Below are 14,090 nucleotides of genomic sequence, written 5' to 3'. Positions count from 1 at the left end.
TCTTTTTTTATTGAAATGACACTTGTACTTTAATTTTATCTATTTCTGCCAAAGGAAACCAAGTAGATTCCTTAGCCACTATCACGCGATGTTTCAGCGTTTTCTCTGTTAATATCTCTATTGAATCTTCCTTATAAGCCAGCAATGCCCCCTCTACTTGCCCTTCTTTTTTCATCCAAACTTTGACCTTGCGACCAATATTTTTCTGAAACTGCCAACCTTGCGTTAATGGAAAATCTAAACCCGGAGAAGATACCTCTAAATTGTAGGCTTCCTCAATCCAAGCATTTTCTTCGATATGATGAGCCAATTTACGGCTCAACAAGGCACATTCATCAATGGATATTCCTTCTAAAGTATCAACCAATATCGTAACTAGACTACGTTTACTACCTGGAGAAACTTGTAAATCCACTAAAAAAATAGGACCCTCTCCCACGTAAGCCAACAACCATTCCCTAATTTTCTCTGATAAATCACCCATGCTTTTTCAATTGAAAACAAAAAGAGGGATTAAAAACCCCTCTTCATTTCTTAAATTTCCTCTGCAATTTACGCATAATTTTCTAAATAACAACCCATTCAGCAAATAGAATGCTATTTGAGATGGATAAATCCATTCTATTCTGAGAAAAAATTCGTTACTTTGGAAGCAAAATCACAAAATTTCAATCGATCTAGATCGCTTCTTATGGCATATCAATTACTAAAAGGAAAAAGAGGTATTATCTCTGGCGCATTAAATGAAGATTCCATCGCCTGGAAAATTGCAGAAAGAGCTCACGAAGAAGGAGCCACTTTCACCTTGACCAATGCACCACTCGCTATGCGTATGGGCGAAATCAATAACCTAGCCGAAAAATGCGGTGCTAAAGTAATCGGTGCAGATGCTACTTCGATTGAAGACTTAGAAAAATTATACGATGAGTCCATCGAATTTTTAGGTGGCCCAATCGATTTCGTTCTTCATTCCATCGGAATGAGTACCAATATCCGTAAAGGACGTGAGTATGGAGATTTGAACTACGAATGGTTTTTAAAATCATTGGATGTATCGGCTCTTTCCTTCCACAAAATGCTTCAAGTAGCTCAGAAAAAAGATGCTATTGCTCAAGGAGGTTCTGTAGTAGCCCTTTCTTACATTGCGGCACAACGTTCATTCCCAGATTATACAGATATGGCTCAAGCAAAAGCCATGTTAGAATCGATTGCTCGTTCTTATGGCTACCACTATGGTAAAGCCAAAGGTGTTCGAATTAATACCGTTTCTCAATCACCTACTAAAACGACAGCAGGTACAGGAATTAGCGGTTTCAATGCATTCTATGAATATGCAAATCAGATGTCTCCTCTTGGTAACGCCACAGCTGATGAATGTGCTGATTATGTCATTACCTTATTTTCCGATTTAACTCGCAAAGTAACCATGCAAAATTTATTCCATGATGGAGGATTTTCTTGCGTAGGTATTTCAGAAGAAATCGTTGAAAAAATGGAAAAACAATAATCCTTTCTCTTATCATCGAGGCTTTACATTGAACCTACCTTCTGCTTTTATTCGCATTTTCCTGTGGCTAATATGGGGTACACTACCTGCATTAGCTGCACGGGAAACATTTCCTACTCCTCCAGAAAGCGCAATTCGCTTGTTCTACATTCAGCGTAGTTCAAATACGAATGTGGTGGTGTATGATGCCAATTTAACAGCAAGTAAAGCTTTGAATGCCAAAAACCCCGTTCACACCTATTGGATTCGATATGCTGAAAAAGGTCAACAAGAAGAATTATCTTCCATTCAAAAAACCTTGGCATATGGTCTTTACACAAATAGAATAAGTAGCGAAACAGAACCTTCTTATGAAGGCTATTTTTTAGCTTACCGTAAAAGAAAATTTGTTGTAAAGCTTGACCCCAAAGGCTCACCTATTGCCCTTTTCCCCATCAATGGTAGACTGCAAGTACTAAAACGTGTATTTGTTAGTGTGGATGAAAGCAAATTCATGCCTTCCGTAAATTACATTGAACTATTTGGTAAAGATCCCGTTTCTGGCAAAGATGTTTATGAACGTTTTAAGCCTTAAAATCTTTAACGTTGTCAAGGTTTAAAACCTTGACAACGTTGGTAAAATTGCCAATTTTATATTAATAAATCTTTCAATTTATTGGATTAATGTTCAAGATATCAATTCATTGATATCTTGAACATTTTATCAGTTTTACGCCTTCTTGAAAAGCGAAAAAAAGATAAATTTGCCTAACGCTGTCAAGGTTTAAAACCTTGACAGCGTTGGTTCTACCACCTATATTTTAACACCAAAACAGCATTCAATGGCTGGGTCGCGTAACCATAAGATTCAATAAATTTTTGATTGTACAGATTCTTAATGATTAAATTGACATGAAAGTGTTTATTCAATTCAAAACTACTTTGTAATTCTGCCCAAACATAAGGACTTAATTCCTTAGCTACGACTGAAAACAATGCTTCATCATATACAAAATCTGTTCTTCTTGCCTGCCAATGGTGCAATAAAGAAACCTGCCAATGACTGGTTAAACGAAGTCCAAAATTCAATACTAAGGCATGTGCTGGCCGCCTAATCAATGAAGAATAGGTACTATCTTTTCCAGCAAACTTATTCGTCATTGAACCATCTAAAAAGGTATAATTCAAGGAAGAATTAAAAGCCCCCCTACGGTAAGCTCCCTCTAATTCTAGCCCTTGAGTACTTTGCTTTGATACATTCACATATTGACCATAAGGATCTACATTCTTAGATTGAAAAACAATACCATCTCTTACCTGGTTCTGAAACCCCACAACCCTCGCCGACCAATCAGCATTCAAATAAGAAATACCCAATTCAATAGTTGACCCTAATTCTGGTTTCAATGCACTATTCCCATAAGGTGAATACAATTGATAAAGAGAAGGTACCTTAAATCCTGTATAACCATTGGCAAATAATTTCCATTCTGTCGACAAAAACACATATGGGTTGATGTTAAAAGTAGTAAAATCTCCAAAGTTGGATGATTTATTCCAACGTGTACCTACTTCTATTCCTCCCATTTGCCAATTCTTTTGTAGCGTAGCATAAGTCGCCCAAATGGATTGATTGGCTTTTTCAGGAGCTAAAGATGGTGAATCATACCTTCCAAAAGCGCTAATTGAATAATCCGATTGTGAAGTATTCTGGTATCGATATTCCGTTCCTGCTAACAATACAAATTCATTCCCCAAGGACCACTTTCCATACCATTCAAGCCCTTGACTTTTACCATGATATGTAGAAAATGAAAAATTTGTCCAGGCATTCGCTGCAATGAAAGTGGAGTCATTCTTAAATTCACGGTGTATGATTTCATGGAATGCACGTAAATACCAACTGGTATTCAATCCTCTATATTGATATTGTAAACGAATGGAGCTTGAATTTGCCTTGGCTGTGTAATCTCTTTCATCGACAAATGGGCCCGCATCTAAATTACTCTTATTACCATTCCACTGATAATAAACCTCTAACCATGACTTTTGACCCATAGGTCGCGACCAAGCAAGATGTACTTGTTGCTGTCGAAATCCATCTTTTTCATAATTTCCAACAGTGTCTTTCGCAGCAGAATACCCTTGACTTACAAAATCTCGAACCTGAACATTCCACTGATTCTTAGCAATTGACCCTCGTATTTGTGCCGTCGTATTCAACTCTCCAATAGTTCCTGCTTGCACTTGAACATTTCCTTGCACTTGCTTTGTACTGGTTTTTTGAGTCACTAAATTGATTACCCCAGCCATGGCATCTGAGCCATACAAAGTGGACTGTCCTCCTTTCAAAATTTCTATCCGCTCCAAAGAACTGATATCCAACAAGTTCCAATCCATCACTTGTGAAATATGCGATGGATCATTGACAGGAAAACCATCAATCAATAATAAGACGTGGCCTGTGTTAGCTCCACGAACATAAATTTCTTGATTAGATCCTGGTGCACTCCGCGCTCCGTTTACTGAAATTCCCACTTGACTTTGCAGCACTTCAGCCAAACTTTTACCTGTCATTTGGTCAAGTTGGGCTCGACTTATCAAACTGATCACTTTGCCAGTTTGACTTAATTTTTGAGGATACTTTGGTGCACTTACCTGTACCTCAGACAACAATGATGATTCAGCAGATTGCTGAGCAAATACTACGGCGCAAGGGAATAAAATCGCCCCCAATGCCAAGCATTGCGATTTAAAATAAAACATGATGTTTAGCCTCTCGGCTATAAAATTTAAAAAATACTCGAACGCTCGATCTCGTCTCATCCTCCGTAATGCGACATCAAGAATTGAAAAAGGCAGGTCTCCTGACTCGTTTTCATCATTTATCTGCCTTCCCAGAAATTCCAGTGGCTTTTGATGGATAAATGTTTTTACAAAAACTTACAGTTGCGGGGACAGTTTTGGCTTAAACCAAATTCCCTATTAAGTGACAATCTTTTAGAAAAGATTACACACCCTTATCTAATGCCAAAGGTAAAAAATAATTCCTAGGATTTTGGGCCTTCTTAAAATAGAATTCAGATTTTTAGAATTTATCAGTTTTTAACAAGGCAAATCCTTATAATTTCACTTGCTTGCAGCCTAATTCCAGAATAATGACGAATCCTACTCGATGTGCCTGGGTTTCTTCCGACCCACTTTATATAACTTACCATGATTCGGAATGGGGAGTTCCTCTTCATGATGACCAAAAATTGTTTGAATTACTGATATTGGAAGGTTTTCAATCTGGATTAAGCTGGATCACTATATTGCGAAAAAGAGAGGATTTCAGAGAGGCTTTTGACCATTTTAATTTTCATCAAATTGCCCAATGGACCGATGAAAAACTGCAGGAATGTCTTGAAAATCCAAAAATTATCCGAAATCGATTAAAAATTCAGGCTGTTAAAATGAATGCGCAAGCATTTATCAAAATTCAGGAAAAATTTGGTAGCTTTGACCGCTACATTTGGGAATTTGTGAGTTTCACCCCCATACAAAACCACTTCTTCAGTCATCAAGAATTGCCTAGCAGTACGGAACTCTCATTAGCCATGAGCAAATCCCTGAAGAAACACGGTTTTAAATTCGTTGGTCCAACTATTTGCTATTCATTTATGCAAGCTGCGGGCCTAGTTAACGACCATATTACTGAATGTTTTTGCTACCCAAAAAAATAAATTTATGAATTCGAGGATTGTCATCGTCCCGACTTACAATGAAATAGAAAACATCCAAGCCATTATCGAAAAGGTGATGAGCCTGGAGCCCTTATTCGATTTATTAATTGTAGATGATGGCTCTCCAGATGGGACTGCTCAAGTAGTAAAACAAATTCAATCAACTTTCCCTGAAAGAATCCACCTAATTGAACGTCAAGGGAAATTGGGATTAGGCACTGCCTACATTGCGGGATTCAATTACTGTATTGAAAAGAAATACGATTACATCTTTGAAATGGATGCTGATTTCTCTCATAATCCTGATGATTTAGTTCGATTATATCAATCCTGTGATCAAGGTGCAGACATGGCTATTGGATCACGGTATATCAATGGTGTTAATGTGGTCAATTGGCCAATTGGGCGTGTCTTGATGTCGTATTTTGCCGGTTTTTATGTTCGATTTATTACTGGCATGCCCATCCAAGATGCTACGGCAGGATTTGTATGTTACCGTAGACAAGTACTAGAAACCATTCCTCTTCACGAAATCAAATTCATTGGTTATGCATTCCAAGTAGAAATGAAATTCACGACCTGGAAATATGGCTTCAAGATTGTGGAGGTTCCCATCATTTTCACCGATCGTACAAAAGGAGAAAGTAAAATGTCCGCCAATATTTTTAAAGAAGCTATCTTTGGCGTCATTCAGTTAAAAGTCAATAGTTTTTTCAAACGCTACCAAAGACCATGATCTATCCAATTATAAAATCGCTGCACATTATATTTGTGGTTAGCTGGTTTGCTGGATTGTTCTATCTACCCCGTCTATTGGTATATCATGCTGAATCTCAGGATAAACAGGAGCCCGAACGCAGTATTCTTTCCACGCAATTTGAAAAAATGCAGAAGGTATTATTCAATGCTATCATGATTCCTGCCATGTTTTTAACCTGGATAACAGGACTTAGTTTGGTTTACTTCCAATGGTGGGATGGATTTACTCAGCATACCTGGTTACACCTAAAACTAGCCTTTGTTGTTGGAATCACCATCTACCACTTTTATTGTCGTCACATTGTCTATCAATTTCGGCAGCAGAATTTCATGTTTTCTGGGCCACAACTACGCCTATTCAATGAGATTGCGACCATTTTATTGGTATCGGTGGTCTTTTTGGTGGTAGGGAAAAATAGCCTGGATTGGCTTTATGGCTTATTGGGTTTTACCCTCTTTGGTATACTCATTATGGCGGCCGTAAAAATTGCTAAACGCTTTCGAAATAAAGCTTAAGTCAATTGCCGAGCCATTTCTCTCTTGACATCTTTTTCTTTAATATCTTCTCGTTTATCAAAACTCTTTTTACCTTTTGCCAATGCAATGTTCAACTTGGCATATCCTTTATCCGAGATGAATAAACGGGTGGGTATGATGGTCAAACCCACATTCTTTAATTCCTTTTGAAGCTTCTTCAGCTCTCTTTTTGACAATAATAACTTGCGATCTCTAAGTGGTGTATGATTGAAATGCGTTCCTTCCTCATACGTGGAAATATGCATATTTCTCACATACAATTCATCTTGCATAAAAAGGCAATAAGCATCTGTTAGATTGGCTTTACCTTGACGAATGGATTTTATTTCCGTACCCGTCAAAACCAATCCTGCTGTCCAGGTTTCCAAAAAAGCATATTCAAAAGAAGCCCTTCTATTCTGGATTTCAACTTTCTTTTGAATTTTTTCTCTTGCCATAATAATACAAATAAAAAAGCCACACAGATTCACTGCGTGGCTTTTTCGAGTTTAAAAGATTACTTACCTGTTTTTTTGGCAGCGTATTCTTTGTTCAAACCTTCAATCATTTTTTGAGTCACATCTACAGAGGCATCAGCAAATAAAATACCGCCACCTAATTTAGAATAACCCAAAACGAATTCGTATTTGTTCTCTTTGTTCACTTTAGTGATATATTCACGAATGTTATTGTATAACTCTTCGTTTTTCTTAGCCTGTTCTTGACCTAACTCAGCTTGTTTTTGCTGGCTATATTGTTGCAATTCAGCTCCTTTCTTTTTCAAAGTCATATCTGCTGCTTGCAATTCTGCTTGAGTCATAGCAGAAGCACGTTGTTGGATAGCTTGCAATTCACCTTGAAGTGCACGTTCTTTTTGACCTAAATCAACTTGCAAACGATATCCTTTATTTTCAAACTCTTTTTGAGCGTCTTTGTAAAATTGATAATTGTTCAACAATGAATCTGAATTAACAAAAACGATTCTCTTTCCGTCAGTGGTTGTCGCACCAATTCCTGCTGAAGAACCTGATGGTTTAAAGTACAAATAAGCAATGGCAAAAGTTAAAACTACTAACCAAGCATAATGAAGATTTTTCACGGGGTATAATGTTTAAAAATGACTAGGACGTAAAGATACAAGGTCTTATTCAGTTGTCCTAAAAAATTACAATTTTCAATGATTTCCTCTCAATTTTGAACCTGCCCAAGACCATAAAGCTCCTGTTAATCCACCAAATACTCCAGTCAGCAAGTATAAAACTACTACACTTCCGCCCACAGGTAAAATTTGGGCCATCCGTGAAGGTAAGGTACTTGGGAATTGACTGTCCATCCACACTGCAGCGAATGCCCACAATACAAAACCTGAACCTAGACCAATCAAAAAGGCTGATTTACTTGGCAATGCTAAAAAGAAGGAAATAATACCAAAGGCTATCCCCATGGAATACCATGGCAAATATGTTTGAACAATAGCGCCTACTATAACCATGATGAGCACTACTGTGAGGGCAAAAGTTGTATTCATTTTACGTTGTGCCATAATTACTTAGTTAAAATCAATTTTTTACGAATTCGATTGGTTTTTTGGTCCGCTTGATTCAAAAATAAAAGCGGCCTTAATTCTCCTTTGGCCCAAGTATCGATTAAATCATCATAGTGAGAGCTACCAGGGTTTCCAGACTGACCGCCAGGATAAACTCCATAAGCATTTGGGTTTTCTGATTTGGATAATTCCACTACCAATCTCCACGATGGACCCGTTTTGGTCGTTGAGGCATTTACAATAGACCCTCCACCACCAATCGGGATGTTCAATCTACTCAATGCATCCATACCTGGTATTAAGTGTCTAACACCCGTTTGTTTATGTTTATACCAAACCCAATCAGTCCCTAAAGGACCATGAAGCTTGGTTAAGCTGTCTATATTTGCTTGAAAAGAGGCACGAATGATATCAGCCATACTTTCCTTTTTGTTTTTGGTTTTCACGTTATCCCACCAAATTGCCCCCGGCTCTTCAATGATTAATTTCAGCGTACGATCAACTGTTGGAATATTCATTGGGGCCTTTTCATCCGCATTGAATTCATCATCCCAAAGTGAGGACTGCAATAATATCACCCAATTTTCAAAAATGGTGGCTCCTATCGACTCTTTGGAATTTTGCAAATCCCATTTTTTAAGCACATCCAAAGCCGCTGCCAATTGAGGAGTGGGATTGCTAATGTGAGGTAATAATAAGGGTAATAATCGACGAGCTCGAATGTTGAAATTATCGTTTTGCAATCCTCGCAAGGAATCGACAGTTGCTTTATTCATGGCAGTTAAGCGTTCATTAATTCTTCTTCCTCGTTCCGAAGGGGCAAATTGCCATCCCAAATAATAAGGATAGTTCTTATCCACTGAAAACTGGTTAGCTGAACTTACAAATCCTCTTGGAGGATTTTTTACATGAGGATCGTGATCATGGGGTATATAGCCCTTCCAATCTGCCGCTGGATCCGTGCCATCCAATAAATATTTACCCTGTAAAATTGATTTCAAAGGGAATTTACCATTCACCCAAAGTGCAATATCCCCTTGATTACTAGCGAATACAAAGTTTTGCGCAGGAGCAGAAAAATGAGTAATTGCAGCTTTATATTCATCGTAATTAGCCGCACGGTTCAGTTGATAAAAGGCTGAAACCTCACTCGATTTTTCTAAGGCTATCCACTTTAATGCGTGTCCTACTGGAATATTCGAACGGAATGGTTTTTCGTGACTTAAATAAACGACTGGACCATGGTGAGTAAAAAATACAGTATCCACAAAATCATCTTCGCCTCTTACTTTAAATCGCTCAATGCGCATGGTAGTTTTTTTCCATTTGCCATCGTGCCAATATTCCTTTTTGGAAGCATCCTTGAATTTGATTTGATACCAATCCATCACATCGGAACCCACATTGGTAACTCCCCAAGCGATGTTCTTGTTAAAACCAGCAATGACATTTGGTGAACCTGGCATGGTGGAACCATAGACATTTATCCCTGGAGCTACCAATTGCATTTGATACCAAATGGATGGCAAAGACAAGGTTAAGTGCGGGTCGTTGGCCAAAATTGGCATACCAGAAATAGTTTTGTTGCCAGCTACCGCCCAGTTATTCGAACCCGTGTTTGGGTCTTTTTCCGGAGTTTTCATTGTGCTTCCTAATCCAATAAAATCTGCAGGCGCAGCTGGAATAGGTAATGGTTTGAAATCCAATGGTGTTCCTTCTGGAATAATAGGACTTTCTTCGAATGGATAATTGGGAAATAAATGTTCCGCTACTTCTCGACCATATTTTCTTAAAATATTGGTCATTCTTAAATCATCAGTCCCAGATGCCAAAACAAATGACATATTCTTTAAAAATAAAGCACTTTTTAAAGGCTCCCATTTTTCTGGTCGGTAATTCAACAATTTGTACTCCAAAGGTAAAGTTCTATCCGTTAAACTTTCAATGTACGCATTCACCCCAGCTGTATAAGCCTCTAAGGACGCTTTCGCCAAAGGATCTTCTACCATACCTTTTAATGACTGTTCTGCACCATAAACTGCTCCCATACGGCGTTGAAATTGGTCGGAAGCCATTCCTTTGGAACCCACAATTTCAGAAATTCTGCCGCCTGCAAAATGAGTTTGAAATTCCATTTGCCATAAACGGTCTTTGGCAGTCAAATATCCTTGTGCCAAATATAAGTCATGGTCGTTTTTAGCAAAAACATGAGGTATCGCCATTTCATCGTACAAGACTTGAACTGGCTCATTTAGTCCGGGGATTTGTAGGTTCTCTTCTGTTTGTTCTGAAGCATCTGCTTTCTCTGCATTGACCCAGAAACCATGGAAAGGACTTAACAATTTACCCATCGGGGGTAAGGTTCCCCAATTGGTATGCAGTGCATAAGTCCAAATCAAGGTTACGATTAAAGGGAAAAAGGATTTAAATTGTCTCATTGATGCGTTGGGCACGAATTTGAAGATGAAAATTCAAAGATTTTTTTTTACTTTGGAAAGACAATTTTACACATTTGTTATTCAATCAACAAACAAAATTATTTCTTACGAGGGCGAGGCCATAAAATTTGAATGAAAAGAAGATCATTTTTACAAACTACTGGAATGTTAGGACTAGCGAGTCCGGCATTATTAGAACAACAAGCTACCGTCCCAGAACCTATCATCATTGCTACTTGGAAAAATGAAAAAGGAACCCAAGCTGGTTACCAAAAAATCATGGAAACAGGTAAAGCGCTGGATGGTGTAGAAGCAGGTGCGTGGGTACCCGAATCTGACCCTAATGAAACAACGGTGGGTTATGGAGGTTATCCTGATCGAGACGGTCATGTGACCTTGGATGCCTGCATCATGGATCATTTAGGTAATGCTGGTTCAGTTACCTTTTTGGAACATATCATGCACCCAATTTCTGTGGCTAGAGCTGTAATGGAAAAAACACCTCACGTCATGCTCTCCGGAGCTGGAGCATTGGAATTTGCCTTATCTCAGGGATTCAAGAAGCAAGATTTATTGACTGAAAAATCAAAGAAAGCTTGGTTAGAATGGAAAAAACAAGCCAAATATGAGCCAAAAGTTAATATCGAACGACATGACACCATTGGTTTACTTGCATTAGGAAAAGCTGGCGAAATTGCAGGGGCCTGCTCCACAAGTGGTATGGCTTTCAAAATGCACGGTCGGGTTGGCGACTCCCCCATCATAGGTGGGGCCGTATTTTGCGACGATGAGGTGGGTGGAGCCTGCGCCACAGGACTTGGAGAATTTGTTATGAAAACCTTAGGTTCATTTCTCATTGTGGAATTCATGCGACAAGGTAAAAGTCCACAACAAGCTTGCGAAGAGGCAATTATGCGTATTGTTAAGCGATATAAATATCAAGAATTTCAAGTTGGCTATTTAGCCATGAATAAAAAAGGGGAATATGGCGCTTATGCTATCCAAAAAGGCTTTAATTTCACTATTACCAAAAATGGTAAAACGGAAGTAATTGAAAGTGCCTCTTACATGTCTTAAATCATTTTCACTATGACGAACGAAGTTAAAACAAGAAAGCCCGTAGTTAAAAAGAAGTTCTTAGTTGAAGTAGCTTGGGAAACATGTAATCAGGTTGGAGGTATATATACCGTAATACGTACCAAAGTACCCTCGATGGTAGAAAAATGGGGTGAAGATTATGCATTATTAGGCCCCTATTTCCCCCAAACGGCTGCTGCAGAATTTGAAGCTTTACCTGTAGGAGAAGACACTCCCATGGAAAGAGCTATTTTGTGGATGAGAGAACAAGGCTACCAAGTTCATTATGGAAATTGGTTGATAACCGGAAAACCCAAAATCATCCTTTTTGATATAGCTTCTATCTATGATCAAATCAATGCGATCAAAGGTCGAATTTGGGAAAACCACAAGATTTCTACTTTAGGCGTAGAAGAATTGGTGAATCAAACCATTGCCTTGGGAGAATTAATTCGTCTTTTCATCAGTAAATGGGCTCAGGAAAATCAAAATAAAAAAGATCTAATCGTTCATTTTCATGAATGGATGGCCTCCACTTGCTTACCTGATTTAAAGAAAGAAAAAGTTAAGATTTCAACTGTTTTCACTACGCATGCGACCATGCTTGGGCGGTACTTAGCTGGCAATGTACCCAATTTCTATGACGTCATCGACACCTTTGACTGGTACAAAGAGGCCGTCAATTATGGCATTGAGGCACAAGCAAGCTTTGAAAGACAAGCTGCCCAAAAAGCAGATGTTCTAACCACAGTTAGTGACATTACAGCCAAGGAATGTCAATATTTTTTAGGTCGAATTCCTGAACTCATCCTACCGAATGGATTAAACATTCAACGTTTCGCGGCATTACACGAACACCAAAATTTGCATTCCAAGTACAAACAGAATCTTTCTGAATTTGTCATGGGACATTTTTTCCAAAGTCAAGCTTTTGACCTAGATCAAACTTTATACTTATTTACCTCAGGTAGATTTGAATACAGCAATAAAGGCTATGACCTTACATTGGATGCACTTGCTTCCTTAAATCAAAAAATGAAGGATTCTGGTTCCAAAAAGACTGTGGTCATGTTCTTTGTGACCAAGCAGCCTTATCATTCCATTGACCCTGAAGTATTACATTCAAGAGCTGTTTTGGATGAAATCAGAGAAAATTGCTCAGCCATAGAAAAAGAAGTAGGAGAAAAATTATTTTTAGCGGCTGCTTCTTCCAACAATTTGCAACTGCCTGATTTAAATAATTTTGTGGATGAATACTGGCGACTTCGTTTAAGAAGAACTGTTCAAACTTGGAAGTCTACTTCAAGGCCTAAAGTGGTCACCCACTTATTGAAACAAGAAGATGATATCATCCGAAATTTGCACAGAACTAATTTATTGAATAACCCGGATGACAAAGTTAAAATTGTTTATCATCCAGATTTTATTGTTTCAACAAACCCCTTATTTGGATTAGATTACAGTCAATTCGTTCGTGGTTGTCATTTAGGAGTATTCCCAAGCTATTATGAGCCTTGGGGCTACACTCCACTAGAATGTATGGCTAGAGGTGTACCTACTGTAACTTCTGATTTATCAGGTTTCGGGGATTATATCATGCAAATCATGCGTGATTATGAACAATGGGGTGTTAGTGTTGTCAACCGCAAGTCTCAAACATATCAAGAGTCTGTGGAGCAGTTGGCCAACAATTTATTCAAATTCACACAGCAGTCTCAAAGAGAAAGAATTACTCAAAGAAACCGGGTGGAGAGTATTTCCGACACCTTCGATTGGTCGAATTTGCGTAGTTATTACGATACTGCACACGAATTGGCCTTGATGAAAAAAAGGAATAAAGCTTAAAAGTTTTGAATGGATAAAAATAAAAAGCCTTGTCGGACTCACTATCTCGACAAGGCTTTTTTTATAAATGCTTGAGCGCTTCTCTCCTACTCAACGGTGCCAATTCATGGGATAAAACAAAGTCCTTGACCCAAAAACCGTCCACCCGGGCATATTGCCTTAATGACCAGCCAATGGCTTTTTGGATAAAAAACTCTTTCTCTTTAGACAGGTCTTGGATTAAAATCCCTAACAAATTAAGGTCCGTTTTTTTTTTGTAGGTCAATTGGAATAACAAACAAACCCGCTGCAACCAAAAATTACCTGAGGCCATCCACCGCTGAATCCAACAATCTCGTTGTTCTGGATGTTTCATTATATAAATTCCCATCACATGCGGTCCTAAAACATCCACTACATCCCACCAAGATTGATCTCCTATCCAATCTTCTACCAATTGAGGAATACGTTCGTCCCAATTTTTTTTCTCAAACAGAAGATAATCCAAAGCGATGTATTGAAATTCTCTTTCCTTTAATCGAAATAGTTCATTGGAAACTTGAAACCAATCTAAGCCTTTTCCTTCATGGGCATACCATTCTTTCAATAGCTGATTCCTTTGAGGTTTCTTTATACCTATAAAGGGATATTGTTCCCGCATGTATTTATTCATCCAATGCGCATTCTCCTCATGACGTAGTGAGTACATCTTTTGAACT

At 38.3% G+C, this 14,090-nt stretch carries 14 protein-coding genes and 1 riboswitch; of the genes, 7 read left to right on the top strand and 7 right to left on the bottom strand.

The window, feature by feature from the left end; translation table 11 throughout:
* Positions 1 to 7: 7 nt before the first annotated feature.
* Positions 8 to 484: a ribosome maturation factor RimP gene (locus G9H60_RS05895; RefSeq protein ID WP_223143159.1), complete on the bottom strand. Its 477-nt coding sequence runs from the start codon at positions 482 to 484 to the stop codon at positions 8 to 10.
* Between the two features lie 207 nt (positions 485 to 691).
* On the opposite strand from G9H60_RS05895, the gene G9H60_RS05890 reads away from it, so the two are divergent.
* Both G9H60_RS05890 and G9H60_RS05885 read left to right on the top strand, forming a co-directional pair.
* Entirely contained in the window at positions 692 to 1,507 is an 816-nt protein-coding gene (locus G9H60_RS05890; protein ID WP_223143158.1) for an enoyl-ACP reductase FabI, read from the top strand.
* Positions 1,485 to 2,081 carry a DUF4833 domain-containing protein gene (locus G9H60_RS05885; RefSeq protein WP_223143157.1) on the top strand — a complete coding sequence of 199 codons (597 nt, stop codon included), beginning with the start codon at positions 1,485 to 1,487 and terminating at the stop codon, positions 2,079 to 2,081. Before G9H60_RS05890 ends, G9H60_RS05885 begins: the two co-directional genes overlap by 23 nt.
* Positions 2,082 to 2,293: 212 nt before the next feature.
* On the opposite strand, the gene G9H60_RS05880 is transcribed toward G9H60_RS05885, so the two are convergent.
* Complete coding sequence (locus tag G9H60_RS05880) at positions 2,294 to 4,252, bottom strand: TonB-dependent receptor plug domain-containing protein (RefSeq protein WP_223143156.1); 1,959 nt, start codon at positions 4,250 to 4,252, stop codon at positions 2,294 to 2,296.
* 74 nt (positions 4,253 to 4,326) lie between these two features.
* Positions 4,327 to 4,523, bottom strand: a riboswitch (cobalamin riboswitch).
* 121 nt (positions 4,524 to 4,644) lie between these two features.
* Between G9H60_RS05880 and G9H60_RS05875 the strand changes: the two genes are divergently transcribed.
* The 3 genes from G9H60_RS05875 to G9H60_RS05865 are packed head-to-tail and all read left to right on the top strand — an operon-like array spanning position 4,645 to position 6,486.
* The gene (locus G9H60_RS05875) at positions 4,645 to 5,211 is read left to right on the top strand and encodes a DNA-3-methyladenine glycosylase I (RefSeq protein WP_223143155.1); all 567 of its coding nucleotides are present in this window, start codon (positions 4,645 to 4,647) and stop codon (positions 5,209 to 5,211) included.
* Positions 5,212 to 5,215: 4 nt separating this feature from the next.
* Positions 5,216 to 5,947: a polyprenol monophosphomannose synthase gene (locus tag G9H60_RS05870; protein WP_223143154.1), complete on the top strand. Its 732-nt coding sequence runs from the start codon at positions 5,216 to 5,218 to the stop codon at positions 5,945 to 5,947.
* Entirely contained in the window at positions 5,944 to 6,486 is a 543-nt protein-coding gene (locus tag G9H60_RS05865; RefSeq protein WP_223143153.1) for a CopD family protein, read from the top strand. The genes G9H60_RS05870 and G9H60_RS05865 overlap by 4 nt, the downstream gene beginning before the upstream one ends.
* Here the strand turns inward: G9H60_RS05865 and smpB are convergent.
* The 4 genes from smpB to G9H60_RS05845 all read right to left on the bottom strand — a co-directional run bounded on the left by smpB (position 6,483) and on the right by G9H60_RS05845 (position 10,470).
* On the bottom strand, positions 6,483 to 6,944 hold the full coding sequence (gene smpB, locus G9H60_RS05860; protein WP_109323933.1) for an SsrA-binding protein SmpB: 462 nt from the start codon (positions 6,942 to 6,944) through the stop codon (positions 6,483 to 6,485). The genes G9H60_RS05865 and smpB overlap by 4 nt on opposite strands.
* A gap of 59 nt (positions 6,945 to 7,003) precedes the next feature.
* Positions 7,004 to 7,585, bottom strand: a complete 582-nt coding sequence (locus tag G9H60_RS05855) for an OmpH family outer membrane protein (RefSeq protein ID WP_109323934.1) — start codon at positions 7,583 to 7,585, stop codon at positions 7,004 to 7,006.
* Between the two features lie 75 nt (positions 7,586 to 7,660).
* Positions 7,661 to 8,029: a hypothetical protein gene (locus G9H60_RS05850; protein ID WP_223143152.1), complete on the bottom strand. Its 369-nt coding sequence runs from the start codon at positions 8,027 to 8,029 to the stop codon at positions 7,661 to 7,663.
* Between the two features lie 2 nt (positions 8,030 to 8,031).
* A complete protein-coding gene (locus G9H60_RS05845; RefSeq protein ID WP_223143151.1) occupies positions 8,032 to 10,470 on the bottom strand; it encodes a penicillin acylase family protein in 2,439 nt (812 codons plus the stop codon).
* 132 nt (positions 10,471 to 10,602) lie between these two features.
* On the opposite strand from G9H60_RS05845, the gene G9H60_RS05840 reads away from it, so the two are divergent.
* Positions 10,603 to 11,547 carry a N(4)-(beta-N-acetylglucosaminyl)-L-asparaginase gene (locus G9H60_RS05840; RefSeq protein WP_223143150.1) on the top strand — a complete coding sequence of 315 codons (945 nt, stop codon included), beginning with the start codon at positions 10,603 to 10,605 and terminating at the stop codon, positions 11,545 to 11,547.
* 12 nt (positions 11,548 to 11,559) lie between these two features.
* Entirely contained in the window at positions 11,560 to 13,392 is a 1,833-nt protein-coding gene (locus tag G9H60_RS05835) for a glycosyltransferase (protein ID WP_223143149.1), read from the top strand.
* Between the two features lie 61 nt (positions 13,393 to 13,453).
* On the opposite strand, the gene G9H60_RS05830 is transcribed toward G9H60_RS05835, so the two are convergent.
* On the bottom strand, positions 13,454 to 14,080 hold the full coding sequence (locus G9H60_RS05830; protein WP_223143148.1) for a DNA alkylation repair protein: 627 nt from the start codon (positions 14,078 to 14,080) through the stop codon (positions 13,454 to 13,456).
* Positions 14,081 to 14,090 lie beyond the last annotated feature (10 nt).

It is taken from the genome of Aquirufa aurantiipilula (assembly GCF_019923745.1).
Lineage (GTDB): Bacteria > Bacteroidota > Bacteroidia > Cytophagales > Spirosomataceae > Aquirufa > Aquirufa aurantiipilula.
This window is presented reverse-complemented; position numbering and strand designations above follow the sequence as displayed.

What these genes read in the sequence shown, in the direction of transcription:
- G9H60_RS05890 (WP_223143158.1), top strand. Translation starts at nt 692, where the DNA reads ATGGCATATCAATTACTAAAAGGAAAAAGAGGTATTATCTCTGGCGCA.
- G9H60_RS05830 (WP_223143148.1), bottom strand. Translation starts at nt 14,080, where the DNA reads ATGTACTCACTACGTCATGAGGAGAATGCGCATTGGATGAATAAATAC.
- G9H60_RS05880 (WP_223143156.1), bottom strand. Translation starts at nt 4,252, where the DNA reads ATGTTTTATTTTAAATCGCAATGCTTGGCATTGGGGGCGATTTTATTC.
- G9H60_RS05840 (WP_223143150.1), top strand. Translation starts at nt 10,603, where the DNA reads ATGAAAAGAAGATCATTTTTACAAACTACTGGAATGTTAGGACTAGCG.
- smpB (WP_109323933.1), bottom strand. Translation starts at nt 6,944, where the DNA reads ATGGCAAGAGAAAAAATTCAAAAGAAAGTTGAAATCCAGAATAGAAGG.
- G9H60_RS05835 (WP_223143149.1), top strand. Translation starts at nt 11,560, where the DNA reads ATGACGAACGAAGTTAAAACAAGAAAGCCCGTAGTTAAAAAGAAGTTC.
- G9H60_RS05875 (WP_223143155.1), top strand. Translation starts at nt 4,645, where the DNA reads ATGACGAATCCTACTCGATGTGCCTGGGTTTCTTCCGACCCACTTTAT.
- G9H60_RS05845 (WP_223143151.1), bottom strand. Translation starts at nt 10,470, where the DNA reads ATGAGACAATTTAAATCCTTTTTCCCTTTAATCGTAACCTTGATTTGG.
- G9H60_RS05870 (WP_223143154.1), top strand. Translation starts at nt 5,216, where the DNA reads ATGAATTCGAGGATTGTCATCGTCCCGACTTACAATGAAATAGAAAAC.
- G9H60_RS05850 (WP_223143152.1), bottom strand. Translation starts at nt 8,029, where the DNA reads ATGGCACAACGTAAAATGAATACAACTTTTGCCCTCACAGTAGTGCTC.
- G9H60_RS05895 (WP_223143159.1), bottom strand. Translation starts at nt 484, where the DNA reads ATGGGTGATTTATCAGAGAAAATTAGGGAATGGTTGTTGGCTTACGTG.
- G9H60_RS05865 (WP_223143153.1), top strand. Translation starts at nt 5,944, where the DNA reads ATGATCTATCCAATTATAAAATCGCTGCACATTATATTTGTGGTTAGC.